The organism is Herbidospora sp. RD11066 (assembly GCF_054661255.1).
In genome coordinates, this window is record NZ_BAAGDO010000002.1 from 468,512 (window position 1) to 488,651 (window position 20,140).

The window sequence follows — 20,140 nt, forward strand, 5'->3', positions numbered from 1 at the left end:
GGACCCATCGTATCCACCCCGCCCGTCGGCAGGGCGGAGTAGAAAGGCCTCGGGGAGTCAATGGCGGACTGTGAAGGGGCAGCGATATGACGGACACGGATTTCGGTGGGAACCCAGACGAATCGAGGCTGGTCGACCGGCGGATCCGCCTCGCCCGCGAGTGGGAGGAACTCGTCGAGAAGGTCCGCGACCTGGGCCCCGACTTCGCCGACTTCCTCCGCCCTCTGCCGCTGGAGAAACTGTTGCCCGCGGCGCACGACGGACCGGTGGCGATCATCAACGTGAGCCGGATGCGGTGCGACGCGCTGCTGATCACCGCGGGCGAGGTGCAGGTCTGCGAACTACCCGGCCTTTCCGCCGAGAGACTGGAGCAACGGGTCGGCGAGTATCTGGAGATCTTGCGTAAGGTCGACCTCCGCCGCGCCGAGTTCGCCGGATCGGCGGACGCCGTTGCCCGGGAAGCCCTAGACGAGGCCGAACTGCATGCCGAGAGCGCCCTACGGGTGATTCTGCGCTGGCTTTGGGAGACCATCGCCGAGCCGGTTCTGACGAAGCTGGGTTTCGACCGGACGCCCGCCGACGGTGAAGTGTGGCCACGCCTGTGGTGGTGTCCCACCGGACTGCTGACCCTGCTGCCGTTGCACGCGGCCGGAGACCACGAGGCCGGTGGCCCGAACCGCCCGACCGTGCTGGACCGGGTGGTGTCGTCGTACACGCCGACGCTGCGGGTCCTCGTCGAGGCCCGCAAGCCGCTGCCGGTCGACGGCCCGCCGGAAAATTTGGTGCTGGTCACGGTCGCTGAGGCGCCGGATGCGCCGACCCTGCGGATGGTCGATGAGACGCGCGACCGGTTGTCCGGGCGGTTCGGCGCCGGCTGCACCGAGCTGTCCGGTCCGGAGGCCACGCGGGAACGCGTTCGCGAGGCCCTGGCCCGTTACCGCTGGGTCCACCTCACCTGCCACGGCATCCAGAACCTCGACGATCCATCGCAGGGAGGGCTGTGGCTCGCCGACGGCCTGCTGACCATCGCCGAGATCGGCGCGGGCGACCATCAGGCCGAGTTCGTGTTCCTGATGGCGTGTAAGACCGCCACCGGCGGTGTGGCCCTCGCCGACGAGGCGATCACGTTGGCCGCGGCGTTGCACTACACCGGCTTCCGACACGTCATCGGGACGCTGTGGACCGTCTACGAGGGCGCGGCGCTGCGGATGGCCACGGAGATCTACGGCGACGACCCGGACCTGCCCTTCGAGCCCGGCCGGTCCGCGTCGCTGTTGCATCGGGCCCAGCGGGAGATGCGCGAGAGCGAGCGCCTGACCACATGGAGCCCGTTCATTCACATCGGTCCGTGACCGGACGGGTCCGGCAGCTGGCCGGACCGGCGGCACAGGGCGTCTAGTACGGTCAGCAGTGTGGAGCGGGCCGCCCCGCTTCTGGTTTGCGTGTGCAGAAGTTCCGCGACGACGTTCGCCGACCGATGGGGGTCCTGCCAGCTCCCCGACCTGCCCCAGCTGAGGACGGCGTGCCCGGCGGCGGTGTGCAGACGCGGCTCGGCGCCGTCCAGCCCGGCGAGCAGGGGGCCCGGGTCGCCGAGGTAGCCGAGCGCGATCAGGCGTCCGGCGGCCACACTCGGGTGCAGTCCCGTGGGGTCGAGGTCCTCGATCCGGGCGGCCACGGCCGTCGCGGCCTCGATCGACGACGGGTTGGTGGCATCGAGCGCCGCACGGGCGAGGAAACCGGCCGCAGTGAGTACCTCGGAGAGCCCGGCCAGCGACAGGACGCCAAACCGGCTGTGCGGGACGGTGCGCACCATGGTGGCGAGCTCGGCCTGATCAAGCAGATCCAGGACGAAGTCGAGGGAGTCCACCAGACGTGCGGTGGCGCACGCCCGGACGAACTCGACGGCCGCCCACGTGGCCTCCGGCGCGGGCCGAGCCGCGCGCAGCACCTGACGGCCAGCTTCGGTGGCGGTATCGGCCGGTGGCGGCGAGGCGTCCAGGTGGAATCCCTGTGTGGCGAGCGCCTCGATCGCCAGGGCCCGGGACTCCGGATCGGCGGACGACAGCAGACCTTCCCGTACGAGTGGTGATGGCGTGCTCTTCGCGATGGCGACACTGATCGGCCAGAACAGACGGCGAGGGTCGTCGGCTGCGAGCATCACCGCACGTACGTGACGGGCGAGATGGGCCCCACGCGTCTCGTTGAGACGGGAGACGGTCCAGATCAGGGCGGCGAGCGGTTCGGTCCGGGTGTCGTCCGCCGGCTGGGCGGCCAGGGCCCGGGCGAGATCCTCCAAATAGGGCAGGACTGTCGGCCCGGCCACCATGCCAGCCGAGGCGGCGGCCAGCAGGCGGGCCGGTCGGTCGGTCGGCGTCACGTCGGCCACGAGTGCGTCCGCCCGGTCGGGATGGAACGCGAGCAGGGCGTGAGCGGCGGCCGTGGACACCCGCTCGTCTCCGTCACCGAATCCGGCCAGCAGCGCCGCCACATCGGCGGAAGGTCGGCCGGACGCCTGTTGCAGCACCTCCCCGACCGCCTCGTCGAGATCGAACCCGAACCGATGACGCAGCAGGCGCTCGTGGTCGTCGCCGAGGATACGGGTGATGATCTCCTCGCGGTCGCGTTGCGCGGAGTCGATCTCGTCCCAGCTGGTGAGTCCCGGCAGAATCCGGGTCGCCTCGTCGAGACGCCGCCGGGCTGCGGCCCGGCGTTCCTCGTCGATTTTCGGCGACGGGGTGACACCCATCGAGACGAGGGCGGTGTGCGCCGCGCGGATGTACTCCCACGGCGCGTCGGCATCACAGCCGTCGGCGATCAGCACGGCGAGCCGCGTGGCCCGCAGCTGTCCCGCCACCGTGACGGCCGCGACACGCAACTCGGCGGGCTCGGCCGGGCCGGTCAGCATGTCGCTCAGCAGCCGGAGCGCCTCGTCCGAGGCAGATCCGGCCGATCCCAGGGCCCGCAACGCGGCGAGCCGGGCGATCGGGTCATAACGGTTGTCGGCGGCGACGACACACAGTAGCCGGTGCCCCGAGGCGCCGAGGGAGAGCAGGGCGGCGGCGGCCCTGCCGACCGCGACGGCGCCTGCCTGAGGGTCGGCGAGCACGGCCCCACGTCGCCCGACGAACGACCTGGTCGATTCGTGGTCGACCTCGGGAGCGGCGTGCAGGAGCCGTCCGGCGAAAACCGGGTCGGCCGCGTCGACCAGGGGGAGCAACGCCGCGAGCAGCCCACCCGGTGACGCCCGCCGGGACATGGCGATCCGTAACGGCTCCTGCCAGGCCAGTCGCCGGGCCCGCCGCGGCATCGACTCCGCGCGGATGGTCGTGGCCGCGAAGTAGTCGCGGTAGATCGGCCGGGTGAAGCCCGTGCCCGCGGTCGTCCGGTGCAGCACCTGCCGGTCGATCAGCAGATCCCGCAGTTTGGGCCAGTCGGCTCCGTGGGGCCAGGCCGCATCGTCGGCGGCGTCCGCTTCGTGGTCGACGAGGTGGGCGGCGAGGTCTCCGGCCACTCGTCGCGCCCGACCCCAGGCGGCGTCGCCGTCGGCGAAGTGGCGGTCGAGAAGATCGCCGATACCGGGTGCGGGCACCTCGGGGCGTAGATTGTCAGCCAGGAGCCGCAGCAGCATCGGCAGGTGGAGCAGCTCGTCGGTGCGCCGTGCCACCGGGCCGGTGAGCAGACGGCGAACGGCCGACACCGGGATGCCCCGGTGGGCCGCCGTCTCGGTGAGGAAGCCGATCGCCTGCGCGGTGGTCGGGGCGAGCAACCGGATCACCGTGCCCGCGACGGCTTCGCCCTCCGGTGCGCTTCCGGTGGCGACCAGGATCGGTGTGCGGGGATAGCGCCGGCGTACCGCAGCGGCCCGGGCGAGGACGTCGACTTCGTGGTCGGCCTCGCCGTCGACGAACAGGTGCAGGCACCCGGCACGCAGCAGATCACGAGCCGTCGGAGCGGGAATCAGGTCGACGGCGTTTTCGATCCCGTCGCCGTCGGCGGTCAGCGCCGAAGCCGGGATCAGCACCGGCAGCCGGTGCCATTCCACATCGGTAACGTTCCCGGGCAGGCGTGCCACAGCTGTCATCCGGGCAGCCAGTTCAGCTATGACGGTGCTCTTACCCGACCCGTACGGCCCGGCCAGTACGGCGAAATCGTGTGTGACGATCGCGGTCAGGGCGCTGTCGCGGGTGGTCGCACCGTCTGCGGTGACCACTTCGGCCAGCAGGTCGAGGAACGGTCGCACCTCGGCCTGGGCGGGCCAACGGCCCGCCAGACCGGCGGCCACCGCGTTGGCGGCCTCCACGAGAGTGCCGACGGACGGCGTGCCGGGCGCCGTACGGCGGTCGGTCTCGGCGCTCAGCATGCCGAGCAGCCGGGCGCCGCCAGCCCGGCCGAGGAATCCGGGGGCGCTGGCGGCCAGGGCAGTCAACTCGTCGTCGGTCCAGTGCCGCAGGGCGTTGTCGGTGTCCAGCCATTCGCCGGCCACCGAGGCGACCGCGGTCGATGCGGTCCAGCGTGCACGGGTCTGCATGGGATCCGGCCACTTGAAGGTGCGGTGCGCCGCCATCACCAGATGCCGCTGGTAGTCGGTGAACCAGGTGTTCCGGGCGGCCTCCGGGCAGGTGATGAAGGACTCCCACCGCAGCCGGTGAAGCACCGGCCAGCAGATGGCTAGCCCCTCGGAGCCGGCGCGCAGGTGCTCGGTCAACGTCTCCGGGACGGCCCCGGGTCCCGGACCGGTCGCCCAGGGGAAGAGCGAGGCGGTCGCGGCCAGGAAGCGCTGGAGCCGTACGTGTCCGCCCAGCCCGGGATCTCCCTGGATCGCCCGTACCAGATTGATCTCCAGCCAGGCGAAGTCGGACAGCAGCGAGCCACCGGTCCGTGCGCGGGCATAGTCGATCAGATAGGGGTCCGTGGACGGCGTCTCGTCGACCAGCAGGATGTTGCGGGAGTTCAGATCGCCGTGAACGGCGCTGACGATCGCGGGGAGACACGTGTCGAGCGCCGGTCGTAGCGCGGCCAGGGCGCGTCGCACCTGCGGCTCGTGGACCGGGTCGCCGAGGTGCCGCAGAATCCGCTCGCGTGTCGTCTGAGGCCGGGTGGCGACTACGCGCCCGCTGAACGGGATCACCGCCGGACCGGGCGCGGGCAGTATCTCGGCCGAGACGTGCTGGGCGTCGCTCACCGCGAGCCTGATGCCGTCCTTGTCCCGAGCCTCGAAGCTCTCCAGAACGATGAGGTCACCGGAATGCGGCACGTCCGGGGTTCGCGGCTCCCAAGGATCGGCGGTTCCCGCGTTGAACAGATCCCCCGGCCAGCGTGGGGTGTGCGCCTGCGTCGCCGCGCCCGGCTCGACGGTGATGTCCGGCCCGAGTCTCGTGTTCTCGGCCCGCAGCGACGCCGGTAAATCGCCGACGTGGCGTGCCAGGTACAACGATTGCCGGGCGAGGGCGAACAGTTTCGTGATCGCGGCCGTGGTTCTCTTCGCGGAGTCGGAGTCTCCGAGCGACGCCGCGGCGAAGATGTCCTCCAGAGTCGTCACCGGGGCTCCGGCCGCCCCGGTGTATTGACCGACGTCCTGATAGACGACCGCCTCGGTCCGCCGGACGTCGGCCGGAGCGGCCTGGGCGCGGGCATTGGACGTGGCCGTCTCGATCGGCGTGAACAGGATGCTGCGCTCCGGCATCGCCACCGTCTCGTGGGCGTGGTATTCCCGGTGCATCTCCTCGGCCAGGCCGATCTTGACGACGCGCAGGGCGGGCGGGGAATGCCAGTACACCGCGATCTGCAGCACCAGGCCCCCGCCGAAACCAGACAGGCGGCTCAACACCTCGATCCAGCCCGGCGAAATGCGCCAGCGCTGCGGACCTTCCGGATCGACGAGCCGGTTCAGCGCGTCCTCCAACCGGGGACGCTCCGACGCGGGTATCTCCCCGGTCTTCCACCTGATGTCCATCGGATTCCTGTCGGGGTCGGCCAGCCGGATGCCCATCGGCGGCGAACGTACTCCGGGGATGCCGGTAGAGCGACCATACTGTTTCGCGGCGCAGCGCCTCTGGTCTTCGCCGGGCGCGCGGCAGCACATTCGAGCGGAGGAGCGATGGACGAAGCTGGCCAGTGGCGGCAGATATGCCTGAGGTTCCACGACCTGCGCCGGGGCGCCCGCAGGTCCGGCCTCGGCGCTCGCTTCGACGCCCTGGACAGGGACCCCGACAGTCGCCTCACCGACTGGCTGGAACTGGCCGAGCAGATCCGGGCCAAAGAGGTGCAGACCCTTGGCGTGGCCATGCCGATGATCGATCTGGCCGCCGCGCTGTCCCGGCAGGGCATCGGCCATGGTGACGACCGGCCACGGGACTACGTCTGTCCCGACCGTCGTTGCGTCCGACGGGAAGAGCCCCTACTTGGTGAGGCGCCACGCTGTGACCTGCGCAACGACAAGATGATCAAGGACGACGACCCGCCCGCCTGACTCAGCGCAGCGCCGGCAGGTCCTCATGGATGCGCCGATCGCCCAGCAGGAACGCCGCCGGCGGGGTGATCAGATGCGGTCCGGAGCGCCCCTCCTGGATGTCGGTGGAGCTGGCCCGCACGATGTCCGGCTCGGTCGCATCGCGGGCCAGCTCGTGCAACCGGCGCAGCAACTCCACCGCCGCCGGCGTGTCCGCCACCACGTCGAAGACGGTGAACACCCGCAGGGTCCGGTAGGGCTTGTTGGGCGTCGGCCGAGCTCCTTCGCAGACGTTTCGGACGAGGTCGAACCGCAGGTCGTCGGCCAGCGGAGCCAGCTCCGAGTGCCCTACCTCGACGAGTTCCTCCCGCAGTTCACGGCGGAGACACTCTGGCGCCGACTCGCGGTCGGCTTCCCGGTCGTACCAGTGAAGAAAGGCGATGCCGCGCCGGGCCGGAATAAAGCCACGAAGATCGCGGTACATCGTCGCGTCCCGTTGTGCGATGCGCTGCTCGACGAAACCCAGCTCGTCGAGGGTCCGGCGTGCTCCGTCGGTGTACTTCACGACACCGCCCGGAGGTCCGTACGTCTGCGGCCGATGAGGGTGGTGGAATAGGACGTAACCGTCGTCGTCCTTGACGCGCAGGATCACGGCCACCGAAACGCGCAGTCGCCGCCCGGGAGGCACGGCGGCCCACAGCAGCCCCAGGTTGCGGCGGTAACGCCAGAGCAGGGCACCCGCAGCGAGCATGGCTGCGGTGATCAGGCCGGCGACGATGTTCTCAAGCACGCGACACCTCCAGGGGCGGAGACCGTGGTGACCGGACGACGTCCGCGGGAACGTGACATCATTGATGTTTTCCGCTGATGTCCAGGTCCGTCAATCAGCCTTGGCCGCATACTCGTCTCGCGCCGCCGCCAACGTCGAAGCAGCCCTGGAGATGACCATGACCGTTGCGCCCGCAGCCGTGTCGCAGCAGAAATACCTCGAGACCGGTGACCTCGCGCACCTCGAGGCGGCGATCATCCACAGCCGGGCCGACCTGGCGCCCCACGACGTGGAGACCCCCACGGCGGCGATCCACCTTTCACGACTGAGCAATGCGCTGCGGATGCGCTACCAACGTCTCGGCCACGACCGCGACCTCGACGAGGCCGTCGAGACCGGCCGCCTGTGCGTTCGTCACACTCCTGCCGATCACCACTTCCGGGCCCAGCGGCTTTCCAACCTCGGATTCGCCCTGCGCCTGCGCTACGAACGATCGGGCCGTCCCACCGACATCGAGCAGGCGGTCAGCATCGGCGAACAGGCGGTGGACGCGGCGGGCGACGACGACCCCAACCTACCCATGATGGTCTCCAATCTGGCCGTGGCCCTAAGGGTCCGCCACGAGGTCAGCCTCGACCCCGACGACCTGGCCAGGGCGATCAAGGCCGGAACATACTGCCTGCGAGCCACCCCACCAGACGCCTACGAACGCCGCGGCATGCTTAACAACCTCGGTCTGGCCTTCTTTGAGATGTTTGAGTCGACGCGGGACCCGGCAGACCTCACCAAGGGAGAAGCGCTGCTGCGCCTGGCCGTCGACGTCACTCCGCACGACGATCCGGACTGGCCGACGTACACACTCAATCTGTCTGTCGCGATGCGTACCGTGGCCACGGAGTCGAACTCGGCCGTCGCCGCGGACCAGGCGGTGGAGCTGGCGGAGCAGGCCCTGCAGTTTCTTCCGGTGGGGCACCCGGAGCGGGCCTTCGCGCTGTCGGAGCTCGGCCGCGCCCACCGGACCCGCGCCGTCGGCAGCGGTGACCCCGCCGAGCGCCGCCTCGCCGTCTCCTACCGTCGTGAGGCGGCGGGTGATCCGATTGCGTCACCCCTCACCCGCGCGCTCGCCGCCACGGCCTGGGGCGAATGGTCGCATGCCGACGGAGACCTTCTGGAGGCGGTCGCCGGCTTCTCCGCCGCGATCGACATGCTCGGTCTCGTCGCCTGGCACGGCCTCGACATCGTGGCCCAGCAGCGGCATCTGAGCCGATGGCGGAAACTCGCCCCGGTTGCTACGGCCACCTGCCTCGACGCGCGGGAACACACCCGGGCGGTCGAACTGCTCGAACGGGGCCGCACCGTGCTTTGGAATCAACTGCTGGACCGGCGCGCCGACGTCGACCGGCTCCGCGCGGCGGACAGCGATCTCGCCGACGGCCTTGAGTACATCCGCGCCGAACTCGACGCCGACCGCTACCGGGAGGCACTGGCCGGACGGTCGCAGGAAACGTAGCCGATCACGGGTGACCGCCGACGGCGGACCCGGCCCGAGCTCAAGGCCTTGGCGGCCTCCAGCTGACCGGCCGACAACCAGCAGCTCGATATCTTGGCCGGACGCGGAGGCGTACGACTCAAAACCAGGTTGGGGAGACAGGTGGGTCGCTAGGCTTTCGCGGGTCAGCAGTGACTCGCGGAAGGCGTCCGGGTGCAGGAGATCGAGGTCAAGTACCGTCTGTCCGACCTGGAAGCGTTGGAGCGGGCGCTGGCGGAACTCGGTGTGCGGTTGTCGGCGCCGGTCCACCAAGACGATCAGGCGTACGCGCAGCCCGGCTGGAGCTACGGCCAGCCGAAGGTCGGGGTGGCCTTCGCCCGGCTGCGCACCACGCAGGACGGCCGTCACCTGTTCACGGTCAAGACGCCGCTGGCCAACGAGATGGCGTGCCTGGAGCACGAGACCCCGGTCGAGGATCGCGACCAGATGCATCACGCGATCGTCCAGATGGGCTTCCAACCGACGGTACGGATCGTGAAGATCCGACGTACTGCGCGTTTCGCCGATGTAGCGGTGTGTGTGGACGAGGTCGAGCACGCCGGATGGTTCCTAGAGCTGGAGACCGTGGCGGCTGCCGATGAGCCGGGGGTGGCCGCACAGGAGCGGCTGGATGGGCTGGCGCGTTCGCTTGGGGTGGCGTTGGAGCGGGTGAGCGACACCTACGACTCGTTGGTACGGGCGGCGCTAGCCACCACGTGACCGGGCGCCCGGTCAAAACAGGGTGGCTTCCGCAGGCTCGTTGAGTTCGGTGGTGACAACCGCTTCGGCGTCGATGCGGAGGTCCATGGTGACGGCAGCGTGGTCGGTCAGTCCCTGAGCGCGGGTCTCGTGCAGGTAGGAGCACCCGGTCAGGCGCTCGCTAAGTTCGGCGCCGCAGTGGAGGTAGTCGTAGCGGTAGCCGTCGTTGGTGCGGCCGATCCAGCTGTGTGGCTGTGCGTCCGGGTGCAGGTGGTCGTGGGCGTCAACGAGGCCGAGTTCGGCCAAGCTGTCGAGGAGGCCGAACTCCCACGGGAAGAATCCCTTATGGGCCGGCTGATGATGGCGTGGGATCACGTTGTAATCGCCGCCCAGCACCAGTCGCTGGCGTACCTCGGCGGGGAGTTCGCCGAGCGCTTTAACTAGGGAGGCGATGAACGTCTCCTTTCGCACGACTTTCGCCTCGCTGCGGTCCCGTGAGGGCACGTACACCGCCGCGACCGTGATCCGTGGCCGGGTATCCAGGACGGCGGCCGCGACGCGGCCGGGAATGGAGACCGGCGCCAGGTCGACCGACTCAATGATGGGGATGCGACTGACCAGCGCGGCCCCCCGGTCGCGTTCGACGTCGGGAGTCTTCGCGACCCGCCACCCGGCGGACGCGAATCGGGCCAGCAAGTGGGCGGTGCCATCGCCGGAGCTCGTTTCGGTCAGAAGGATCACCTGCTCGGGGCGGGTGGCCAGCCACTCGAGCAGGCGGCCCGCCCGGTCGAGGGAGGTGGCTCCGATGTTGACCGTGAGCACCGACATCATGGTGAGGGCTTCCTCTCGGGTCAGTCCATGGGCAGCTCCAGGTGGTGGAGCATCTCTGCGACGAGTTCGGCCGGGGTCTTCTCCCGGCAGTCGATCCGGATCTGCCGCCAGCCTCGGGCGGCCAGGAACTCGTGCGCCTGGTCGTACAGGTCAAGTTCCAGTCCCGGTGAACCGACACGTTCCAGCCGTGACTTGTGCAGGCGCTCATTCAACCGGGCGTCGATGATCTGCGGGTCGGTTTCGAGGTAGAAGGTTAGGTCTGCCGGGAGGGCGAACGCGTTATAGGTCCAGATCTCGTCGATGTCGAGCCCATCCAGGCGCTGGAGCACAAGCGATGAGGGCAGGTAGCGGTCGCTGATCACGTGCCGTCCTGCCGCAAGGGCCGGTTCGATCACTTCGGAAAGGTGCCAGGCGCGGTCGGCGGCGATCGCCAGCGCCATCACTCGCCCGGTCAGCGCGGCTTCGGCGGCGCGGGCGACCGTGCCGATGGGCCCTTTGGACGGTTCGCTGGTCAGCAACGTGGCCGTGCCGACGGTGTTCAGGTGGTCGGCTAGGGCGGCGGCGCTGGTGGTCTTGCCGACGCCGTTGGGGCCCTCGACAACGATGAAGGCGCCCCTGGCGCTCATGCGGGCCTGCTGCCGATCTGCAGCAGCGCTGGTCCGGCCGGGCCCGCTTTCGGGCACTGTTCGGCGTCCAGTTCTCCGATCCTCAACCCACGCGAGATGACGGCGGCCGGGCAGCCCTTGCCGCAGCCGTCGTTCATTCCGCAACCGGTACACGTCGCGTTGGTCCCCATGGCCAGGGCGCGGGCAAGGTCGAAGGCGTCCAGGGTGGCCGCCACTTCCTGGTCCAGAATGTTGCCGACCAGGAAGTCGGTATCGGGATATCGGGAGTGGGGGTTACGGGCGGCGAACACCAGGTAAGGGCAGACGGCCGTGGCGCCGTCGGCGAAGACATAGATGAGTTTGCCGGCGTCGCATCCGGCCAACGGTTTGTCGTCGTTGGGGAATCGGATATGGACCAGGTCGATGCCACGTGGCCGGAATCGTTCGGTGACGTCCTGGATGGCGCGCATCGTGCTGGCGCCGGCGGCCATCCGCCCCTGGCTCAGGACGCCGCGTCCCATCGACGACAGCGGGTTCATCAGGACGTAGTCCGCGCCGACCTCGACGGCGAATTCGCATAGGTCGGCGAACTCCTCGACCGAGGTGAGTGTGTTCGGCGTGGACAGCAATCCCTGCAGGAGCCCGGCGTCGGCGAACTTGCGGATGGTGGCCACCGTCGTATCGAACGAGGCACGGTCACCACGGAACTTGCCGTGGCTTTCCCGCCGGAACCCGTCGAGGCTGACGTTGATGTGGACATTGCCCAGGCCGGACAGGCGGGCGATCTGCTCGTCGCTGGTTTGGGTGGCGTTGGTGCAGATGCCTACGGGAAGTCCGAGCGCAGCCAGGTGTTCGCACAGCACCATCAGGTCGGGGTGGACGAACGGTTCCCCACCGGTCAGGGTGATCCTCTCGACCCGGCTGGCCAGCAGTCGCGGAATGACCCGGCCGGTCAACTCCTCCAGGGACAGGTCACGGCCTTCCTTGACCGAGGAGACGAAGCAGTGGGCGCAGTGCAGGTTGCACCGCTCGCTGATCTGGATCAGGGCTTTGCGTCCATCGCCGGCGACCGAGGTCCGGAAGTAGCAGGACGCTGCGGCGTTGTCGACGATCAAGGATTTGTGCACGATCGCCCTCTCGAAGAGGTGGCAGGTTCCCTGGAACACCATCGGAGCGCCCCGGGTTGTGCGGTGAGAAATCGCTCGATCTGGTGTCATCGTCGCCTCCGATACGCGGGGAAGCCAGAGGCCCGGTGCGACGGCCGAGCTTGGGGTCGGTGGCAGCTCGCGGTGAAACTTGTAGATCCTGCGCTGACCGGACAGACGACCGCCCGGCCAGGTGATACGGCGCCTCCTAATGCACGCCTGCACGGCAAAGGCGACCAGGTCCGCACCGTCCCAACTGCCCGCCCCGGCCCGCGAGCGCATCCCCGCCTGGCTGCTGGCCCGCGCCGAGATGCTCGTCAGCAAGCCCCGCCTGGCCGAGGCCGCCGGACGGCGCGCTGTGCATCGGCAAACGCGGCGTGCTCACTGTCGACATCATCACCGACGTCGTCCTGGCCGTTAGCACCGTGGCTGGCCTGAGCCGTCGACGACCGCTACTTCCGGCCCTCTGAGGAAGAACTCGCCGCCCTCGTCGATCGAGCGCTCGACTACTAGCCGTCGCTCATTGTCGGCCTGTAGCGATGTGTGCGGGCATGTCGATAGGAAGCTTTGGCGGATGGGGATCGGCGCGTGCGGGCGCGCACCCGCAATGCTGGCGGCGTGCTGCTGTCAACGTATTGCTGGCGCGTGATCCCGCCGCCCACGCCACCCTCGATGACCCCTACGCCGTATCCGAACTGTTGGATGCGTTGAGGAAGATCGAGGCCCGCGACCGAGTCGCGCTGCTTACTGAACGACTTCCCGCCGGGAGAAGATTCGATCAATTCATGGAGACGGTTAGAAACTCAGCGTGGTTCAAACTCAGGTGAGAACCGAACCGCAGTGCACCGGGACTACCGCCCAAGTCTCCTCGGTCGCCATCTCCCAGATGGTGCTCGGCTGTTCAGCACCAGGAACGACCTAACGGTATGGATCTGGGAACCTCGCTTCCAAGCAATCATCATCCGGCCGTATGCGGCGTGGACGGGTCAACATCACCAACAGGTCGACAGCTCGGGCACGTTCGCGCCGCAAGACGAGGCTGCTGTCATCGCAGGTGGTCAAGATCTCCTCGACGCCGGGCTGCAGATGGGCGTCGATCTCGAGCCTCTTCTCCTTGCACTGCGGTGCCCGCCGATGGTCATCATCGGAAAGGTTAGCGAGGGAGTGACCGTGGTGGGGCGCGGTGCGTCCTCGCCTTCGATCAGAAGCCGCAGAGTGCCCGCAACCTCAGCGGTGACAAGGGGTTGTCAGTCCGGCGAGAACGAGGGCTGCGCCACGCAGAGCGATGCGATGAGCTTGCGGCCCGTAACCTCAACCTTGAGCGCGGTCACCCTGGGCGTTTACGCCTCGGCTGGTTGGAGGAAATCGGGGGCACCAAATCCCATCCAAATGGCACTACAGCATTTTCTGATGAATAATGGAATCGCATCGCGGATATATAACTTTCCGAATTCGTGCTTGGCTTTCCGATATTTCATCCCGTATGTATGGCATTCGGGGATTGCCCCCGAACTACATATGTCCCTCAGGGAGTCCGTGTTGACTTCGGGCGTCAGATCAACACTCGCCGCAGCGATGACGTTCGCATTACTGCTGGCCATGACCGTCATACCAACGCACACGGCGACCGCCGCCGCACAGACCTGTGAATCCCTCACCGCCACCGTCGTCGGCACGGAGGGCCCCGACACACTCGTCGGCTCCCCCGACCGTGACGTCATTGTGGGCTTAGGCGGCGACGACGACATCAGCGGCCTCGGCGGTGACGACGTGATCTGCGGCGGCGCGGGTGATGACGTCCTGCGCGGCGGCGACGGCGATGACCGCTTATCGGGCCAAGACGGCGACGACGTCCTCGCTGGCGGGCCTGGTGGCGACACCGGGGCGGGTGGCGCCGGTGAGAACCTGTGTCAGCAGCTCACCCAGCACAGCGGATGTCGCGCGGTGCCCGACCGCGGGCTACGGGCCACCGGGCCCGAGCGGACCGCCTCGCCGAGCGCGGTCGTGCGCGGTTTCGCGCCGGTCGGGGCGATAGTCCGCGTGTTCGGTGGGCTCGCGCCGGTGAGCGCGGAGGCCGACGCCGACGGCGTCTTCCGGGTGGTCGCGGTGATCCGGCCCGGCAAGTCGAGCGAACTTGAGGCCCGGATCCGCGTCGGGACCCAGGTTCTGACGCACGAGGTGACGATCAGGCAGGAGGGGGTCTCAGGGTCCGAGACAGTGAGGGGGCGGGTGGTGAACCCCGACGGCGAGCCGGTTTCCGGGGCGCGGGTCGCCTACGACGCGAAGTCGGTGGTATCTGGAGCCGACGGGACCTACACGCTCAGCGGGTTACCGGCGGGGCTGGTGTCGTTCCGGGCCACCCGGGCTGGCTTTCTCGGCGGTCTGGTCACGGTCGAGACCACGGGAGACGCCCAAGCCGACATCATGATCCAGCCGCTGGCCGCGCCTGTGACGGTGGGACCGCAGGGTGGAGCCTTCGAAGGAATGGGATATCGGGTCGTCGTTCCCGCCGGAGCGGTCACGGCTCTGACGAGCATGAACATCACGCCGCTGGTGATGAGCGGGGACAAGGACGCGTTCGGCCTCCCCATCGTCGACCTGTCGCCCAGCGGCCTGCGGTTCCGGACGCCGATCACCGTAGACCTCGATCCGGGTGTCGTCGACGTGGCGGCGGCCGACGCCGAGGTCACCGGCCTGAACCCCGACACGGGCGAGGTCTGGCCGCTCCCCTCGACCGTCGTTGACGGCCGTTTGCGGGTGACCCTGCGCGAGCTGAACGGAATGGAGCTGCGGCTCCCGTTCGAACCCGAGGCCCTCGGGAAGGAGTGCACTCCCTACAATCCGGTGGTCGCGTACAAAGTGCGTGAGTTCTACCAGGCGACATTGCCGCCGTTCCTGCTCGCCAACATGGGACTCGACTCGGCCATTCTGTGGGGGATCTACCTCCAGGGCGGCAAGCCGTCTACGCGTCGGTACACACTGACGGGAGGCGGGCTCAACGCCTTCAAGAACCACCCGAAGACGGTGGCGGAACGCCGGAAGGCGGTCGACGGGCTCGAAGGCGCCCTGCTTGGCACGGCCGGTGTCCCGGTGCTGAGGCCGCCCGCCACACCGGCGGTCCGGCAGGTCAGGGACTTCGGTGTGGGCCAGGGACTGGAGATCAACTATTCGGACCCCTATTCAGTCCCGGGCAACCTGGCGGGCGGGATCAGCGAGTCGTCGGAGGCTCTCGGATCAGTCAAGGACACCAGAGAGATCGACGGTCCGGTCCGCTTCGTCCCGTCCGCGACGGGTCGCGGCGTGCTCACCCAGGTGAAGGCCGAGGCTGATCTCACGTTCACGGTGAAGGACAGCGTCGATCTCTGCCCTGGCGGCATCGGCGCCCATGACGAGCAGTACGCGACGATCGGGCTCAGCCGCCTGGAGAAGACCGGGATCCCGCTCATCGGCGGCACCTTCACAATGCCGTTGTTCTTCATCGCCGATCCCGACCTCGGCTCGGAGACCTTCGACGTGACCCGCCGCTATCCCACCAACGACCCCGACCACGACGCCGTCCCGGACCGGCAGCCCTGGGAGGGCGGGACCTTCACTCTCGACAACTGCCCTGCCGCCGCCAACGCTGACCAGGCCGACCTTGACGGCGACCGGGTCGGCGATGTCTGCGACGAAGATGACGAGCAGCCCAGTCCCGGGACGGGCAGTCCCGCCTCTGCGGGCTCGTTCGGCGATCCCCACCTGTTCACATTCGACGGCGTGGCCTATGACTTCCAGGCCACCGGCGACTACGTCGTCGCGGAGGACGTCACCGACGGGTTCCAGATCCAGGCTCGGTACGCGCGCAACTCCGACGGACCGACCACCGTCTCGTACAACAGAGGGGCCGCCGCGAAGGTCGGCGGGTCGGTCATCGCGTTCGGCGACGATGCGGCGACCGCGTACATCACCCCGATGGCGGCGACGCTCGACGGTGTGCCGCTGACGGTCACCGCGACGCCCACGGATCTGCCGGGTGGGGCCACGGTCCGGCTGGACGGGATCGAGCAGGTAGTGCGCTGGCCCGACGGCACCGAACTGCGGGTCGGGACCGAGTCGGCCTTCGGCCAGATCTACATCCGGCTGGCCCAAGCGCGGGAAGGGAAGGTCCGCGGCCTGTTCGGCGACGCCGACGGCGATCGCCGCGACGACCTCGCCGCCCGGGACGGCACCCTGGTCGAAAACCCGCGCGATCCCGCTCAGATCTACGGGAGCTTTGGCACGAGCTGGCGGGTCGAGGGTGAGGAGTCGCTGTTCCGGACCCCGCTGCCCGACCTCATCGGGCTGCCGGTGCTGCCGACGAGCGTCCCATCGATCGCGCAGCTGTCCACGCAGGCGCGGGTCGCGGCCGAGGAGGCGTGCCGGGCGCGGGACTTGGAGTCGGGCGCGGGGCTCGAACAGTGCGTTCTGGACGTCGGCCTCACTGGCGACACCGCCTTCGCCGACGCCGCCGCCGGGCAGGCCGACCGGCTGCGTGACTCGGTTGACGCCTCGGCCATCAACCCCGAGGCGCAGACCACGACGCCGATCACCCTCGGAGACCGGGTCGGCGGAACGCTGCGGGCTCCGTTCGCGGTCGACGTGTTCACCGTCGAGCTGACGGAAGGCGACGGCGTCAGCATCGGCGACGTCCTCTGCCTGGCGGTCGGCACGTTCGCCGTCACCCTCGTGTCACCCTCCGGCGAGCCGCTCGGCCGGTCGGGCGGCGAGGGGTGCGGCTCGCTCAAGGTCACCGACCTGCCCGAGTCGGGCACGTATGAGCTGCGAGTGCAGGACGTCGGCGGCTTCACCGGCGACTACGCCTTCTACGTCCGGGTGGCCGACCTCGGCATCTCGTGCCAGGCCAACCAGGTCGCCCCGAACGACGACAGCTCCTCGGCGGAGATCGATATGCCGTTCCCGATCGAGTTCTACGGTCGGGACTTCTCCTCGGTGTGGGTTAACAACAACGGGAACGTCACTTTCGACGGCCCGCTGGCCGACTACACGTCCGGACCGCTCCGCGACGTCCGGCGGGCAATGGCGGCGGCCTGGTGGGCTGACGTCGACACCCGCGGCAGCGGGAAGGGCCAGGTCCGCTACGGCCTGGGCGAGGTGGGCGGCCGGCAGGCGTTCTGCGTCGACTTCGAGGAGGTCGCCTACTTCGGATCCTCCGACGATAAACGCAACTCCTTCGAGCTATACATCGTCGACCGGGGCGACGTCGGGGAAGGCGCGTTCGACATCGTCTACCGCTACCAGAAGCTCCAATGGGAGACCGGCAACGCCTCTGGCGGCGTCGACGGTCTCGGCGGTACCTCGGCCACCGTCGGCTACTCCAACGGCACCGGCACCTCTGAGACATACGAGGAGCTGGACGGCTCCCGCGACAACGGCGTCTTCCTCGACGGCGGGGAGGCGAGCCTGGTGACCTCCTCGTCAGGCAACACCGACGAACCGGGGGTGCACATCTTCTCGATCCACTGACGACGACCCCGCCGGTGCCAGAGGGTTCTCCGGCACCGGCGGCGTGGTCAGTTCACCCACAAGACGCAGACACCGGCCGTGTTGTTAGGCATCGGACCGCCCGGCTACGCCGCTGACATCGCCCGCCGGTGAGGCTGACTGGACAGCGATCTGGGCGGGATCCATATCAGGCTGCCCCTCGGGCCAGGACGATTGATCGCGGGATCGCATGCGAGAAGCGCCCCTACACCGCTGACCTGACTCAACTCTGCAAGTCCACCTGAGCAACAGCCACCAGCCATAAGCGGCGGCTGACCCGCATCAGCTAGGCTGACCGACCCTCCTTCGGAAACGATCCGGAGGCAGGTTTTCATGCGTCAGGATTCGCCTCTAACTGACACTCCGCCCCTTCACCGGGCCTGCACGATCTCCTCGGTGCTGCGCGAGGCTGGTGCGCCGCCTGTCATCGGTGGAGCCTGGACCCAGCAGGCTCGGAGCTGGCTTTGTTGTAGAGCCTCCCATGGGGGAGTTTTTCCGTGTCCTCATCGTGGAACATGACGGGGTGCCGCAGGTCCTGGCCGGAAAGCCCACCGATTTAATTATGACCTGCGTTACGTGGGTGTTCAGCGCTATCTCAAAGGCCCACGGCTTGGGCCGTATCATCAGCACAACGCCAGGGTGATCAGTGCGGCCTGAATTCTGCCGACGTGCTCACCTCGCGCACCTGGTACGACATGGTGGGGATCAGATAGCAGGCGTCGTTGTAGCGCCATGTCATCTCGAAACAGCTTTGACGGAACCCGTAGACGCCGTAGTTGTCCAGATGGACGCGGGTGATCTCCTTCCTCAGTTCCGCATCATCCCGCAGCGCACGGGCTGAGGGCAGGCGACCGGCCGCTGCGGAGTAGGTGCTGGTGGCGATCTTCAACCCGTGGCCGGTCAGGACACGGCAGATCGGCTCAACCCCGAACACTTCTCTGAACTCGTCGATGAACGCTACGAGCGCTTGGACGGCCGGTTGAGCTCGGCCGCGTAGAAAGCCGACGCCGCCTTCAAGATCTCCTTGGCCCGCTTCAGTTCGGCCTTCTCCGCCCGCAGTCGCTTGATCTCGGCCGCCTCCTGCGACGTTGTTCCTGGTCGTTGGCCCGCGTCGATCTCGGCTTTGCGCACCCAGGTCCGGACCGTCTCGGGCGTTTTGACGCCCAGTTTGGCCGCGACGGCCTTAATCGCCGCCCATTCGGTCGAGTAGTTCGGGCGGACCTCGGCGACCATGCGCACCGCACGCTCACGCAGCTCAGGAAGGTAGGGGGACAGACGTGCCCTGGCTCGATCCTCTCAAGGAATCGAGCCTCCATCAGACCCGGACCGCTTCAGAGACCGTGGACGCAAGGTCGTCTACCTCAAGGCGCCCCAGATGCTGTTCCTAGAGGTCGAACGGGATATCTTAACGGTGCGATGACTGTCGCTTGCGCCCGCTCACTCCGGGGCCGCCTCATGCCGGTGGTTGGCCTATTTCTCGATAGGGTCGGTGAGAGCCATGATGGTGCGGCCTGTGACTACCTGCCACAGCGTGACCGAGACGACCGGAACATTGAAGGTGAAGCCGCCACCGGCAAGGATCTTGCCGTCGGGGCTGAACACCGTTCGCTGCACAGGCTTGCTTCTGTCGGTGTGGAGAATGTTGCCGACCGGCTGACGGGTGGCGACATCCCACAGTTGTACTGTCTGCCTACCTGCGGCTGCGAGGGTTGTGCCCGTCGAGGTGGTGTCGCTGTATCCCTTGATCTGGCCGACGCTCGGCGCCGTAGGCACCCCGTCGCCGAGCCGGGGGCACCGCGCTCGTCAATGACAGCGGAAGGATCTGCGACCTGACCAGTTCAAGGTTTTTGGCGACCTCGGCGGCCAGGATCATTTGCCTGTGGTCCGCGTGCGCAACTGGGTCGATCGCGAGGGGACCGGAACGGCCGTCATGACGCCGGGCAAGCTGGTTCAGCACGGCTGCTGCCAGTGCCAGCCCACGAAGAAGCTGAGCACACTCTCCCGGGCGTCGTTGACTTCCAGGCCGTCACCGGCCATTCGCCAGATAACGGCCCCGCCGAGCACCAACGAGACAATGAGGAGTAACGCCCACGACCCTCGCCGCGGATCGGGAATCACCGGCCGCGTTCTGCCGTTGTGAGGACAACGGGTGCGATTCCGGGCCCGTCCGGACGAGACGCGCCGTACCCGGTCTGCCAAGACGACGCTCCGAAAGGAGCCGTCATGGCATGGATCCTGCTCGTCGCCGCCGGTCTGTTCGAGATCGCGATGGCCTACTCCCTCAAGCTGAGCGACGGGTTCTCCCTCCCCGTCCCCACCGTCGCCTTCGCCGGGTTCGCGGTCCTGAGCTTCGGGCTTCTCGCGGTCGCGCTGAAAAGCCTCGACGTCGGCACCGCCTACGCCGTCTGGACCGGCATCGGCGCCGTCGGTACGGCCACACTGGGCATGATCGTCCTTGGCGACTCCGTCAGTCCGGTGAAGGTCGTCTCGATCCTGCTCATCCTGGCGGGCGTGGTCGGCCTTCACCTGGCCGGGCACTAAGGGGTTGGGCCCGGCGGGAATCAACGTAGTGGTCAGAAGCAGCATGACCGCGGT

At 68.3% G+C, this 20,140-nt stretch carries 12 protein-coding genes, 1 pseudogene and 1 riboswitch; of the genes and pseudogenes, 6 read left to right on the plus strand and 7 right to left on the minus strand.

Annotation, left to right across the window (positions count from 1 at the left end):
* Positions 1 to 86: 86 nt before the first annotated feature.
* Positions 87 to 1,352, plus strand: coding sequence for a CHAT domain-containing protein (locus ACYQ78_RS08705; RefSeq protein WP_459800217.1), 1,266 nt, complete (start codon positions 87 to 89; stop codon positions 1,350 to 1,352).
* Here ACYQ78_RS08705 and ACYQ78_RS08710 read toward each other — a convergent pair.
* Entirely contained in the window at positions 1,337 to 5,989 is a 4,653-nt protein-coding gene (locus tag ACYQ78_RS08710; RefSeq protein WP_459800218.1) for a hypothetical protein, read from the minus strand. The two genes, ACYQ78_RS08705 and ACYQ78_RS08710, sit on opposite strands and share 16 nt — an antisense overlap.
* A 108-nt stretch (positions 5,990 to 6,097) precedes the next feature.
* Here ACYQ78_RS08710 and ACYQ78_RS08715 point away from each other — a divergent pair, with 108 nt between their 5' ends.
* Entirely contained in the window at positions 6,098 to 6,469 is a 372-nt protein-coding gene (locus ACYQ78_RS08715) for a hypothetical protein (protein WP_459800219.1), read from the plus strand.
* Position 6,470: 1 nt separating this feature from the next.
* Here ACYQ78_RS08715 and ACYQ78_RS08720 read toward each other — a convergent pair whose 3' ends face one another.
* On the minus strand, positions 6,471 to 7,238 hold the full coding sequence (locus ACYQ78_RS08720) for an SMODS-associated NUDIX domain-containing protein (RefSeq protein ID WP_459800220.1): 768 nt from the start codon (positions 7,236 to 7,238) through the stop codon (positions 6,471 to 6,473).
* A 151-nt stretch (positions 7,239 to 7,389) separates the two neighbouring features.
* Here ACYQ78_RS08720 and ACYQ78_RS08725 point away from each other — a divergent pair, with 151 nt between their 5' ends.
* Together ACYQ78_RS08725 and ACYQ78_RS08730 are read left to right on the plus strand one after the other, a co-directional pair.
* Entirely contained in the window at positions 7,390 to 8,727 is a 1,338-nt protein-coding gene (locus tag ACYQ78_RS08725) for a tetratricopeptide repeat protein (protein ID WP_459800221.1), read from the plus strand.
* Between the two features lie 192 nt (positions 8,728 to 8,919).
* Complete coding sequence (locus ACYQ78_RS08730) at positions 8,920 to 9,465, plus strand: class IV adenylate cyclase (RefSeq protein WP_459800222.1); 546 nt, start codon at positions 8,920 to 8,922, stop codon at positions 9,463 to 9,465.
* Positions 9,466 to 9,477: 12 nt separating this feature from the next.
* On the opposite strand, the gene ACYQ78_RS08735 is transcribed toward ACYQ78_RS08730, so the two are convergent.
* From ACYQ78_RS08735 to ACYQ78_RS08745, 3 genes are read right to left on the minus strand one after another with little or no spacing between them, the layout of a single operon-like run.
* Entirely contained in the window at positions 9,478 to 10,275 is a 798-nt protein-coding gene (locus ACYQ78_RS08735; RefSeq protein ID WP_459800223.1) for an endonuclease/exonuclease/phosphatase family protein, read from the minus strand.
* 20 nt (positions 10,276 to 10,295) lie between these two features.
* Positions 10,296 to 10,901: a dTMP kinase gene (gene tmk, locus ACYQ78_RS08740; protein ID WP_459800224.1), complete on the minus strand. Its 606-nt coding sequence runs from the start codon at positions 10,899 to 10,901 to the stop codon at positions 10,296 to 10,298.
* The gene (locus ACYQ78_RS08745; protein WP_459800225.1) at positions 10,898 to 12,349 is read right to left on the minus strand and encodes a radical SAM protein; all 1,452 of its coding nucleotides are present in this window, start codon (positions 12,347 to 12,349) and stop codon (positions 10,898 to 10,900) included. The genes tmk and ACYQ78_RS08745 overlap by 4 nt, the downstream gene beginning before the upstream one ends.
* Positions 12,350 to 13,600: 1,251 nt before the next feature.
* Here ACYQ78_RS08745 and ACYQ78_RS08750 point away from each other — a divergent pair.
* A complete protein-coding gene (locus ACYQ78_RS08750; RefSeq protein WP_459800226.1) occupies positions 13,601 to 17,527 on the plus strand; it encodes a nidogen-like domain-containing protein in 3,927 nt (1,308 codons plus the stop codon).
* Between the two features lie 832 nt (positions 17,528 to 18,359).
* Here the strand turns inward: ACYQ78_RS08750 and ACYQ78_RS08755 are convergent.
* Both ACYQ78_RS08755 and ACYQ78_RS08760 read right to left on the minus strand, forming a co-directional pair.
* Positions 18,360 to 18,778 (minus strand): annotated as a pseudogene (locus ACYQ78_RS08755) (IS3-like element ISMyma3 family transposase); the annotation flags it as partial.
* Positions 18,779 to 19,015: 237 nt separating this feature from the next.
* Positions 19,016 to 19,318 (minus strand): hypothetical protein, encoded by a 303-nt coding sequence (locus ACYQ78_RS08760; protein ID WP_459800227.1) that lies wholly within the window; start codon positions 19,316 to 19,318, stop codon positions 19,016 to 19,018.
* Between the two features lie 380 nt (positions 19,319 to 19,698).
* Positions 19,699 to 19,755: riboswitch (guanidine-III (ykkC-III) riboswitch) on the plus strand.
* Positions 19,756 to 19,768: 13 nt separating this feature from the next.
* Here ACYQ78_RS08760 and ACYQ78_RS08765 point away from each other — a divergent pair.
* The gene (locus ACYQ78_RS08765) at positions 19,769 to 20,086 is read left to right on the plus strand and encodes a DMT family transporter (RefSeq protein ID WP_459800228.1); all 318 of its coding nucleotides are present in this window, start codon (positions 19,769 to 19,771) and stop codon (positions 20,084 to 20,086) included.
* The last annotated feature ends 54 nt before the right edge of the window (positions 20,087 to 20,140 follow it).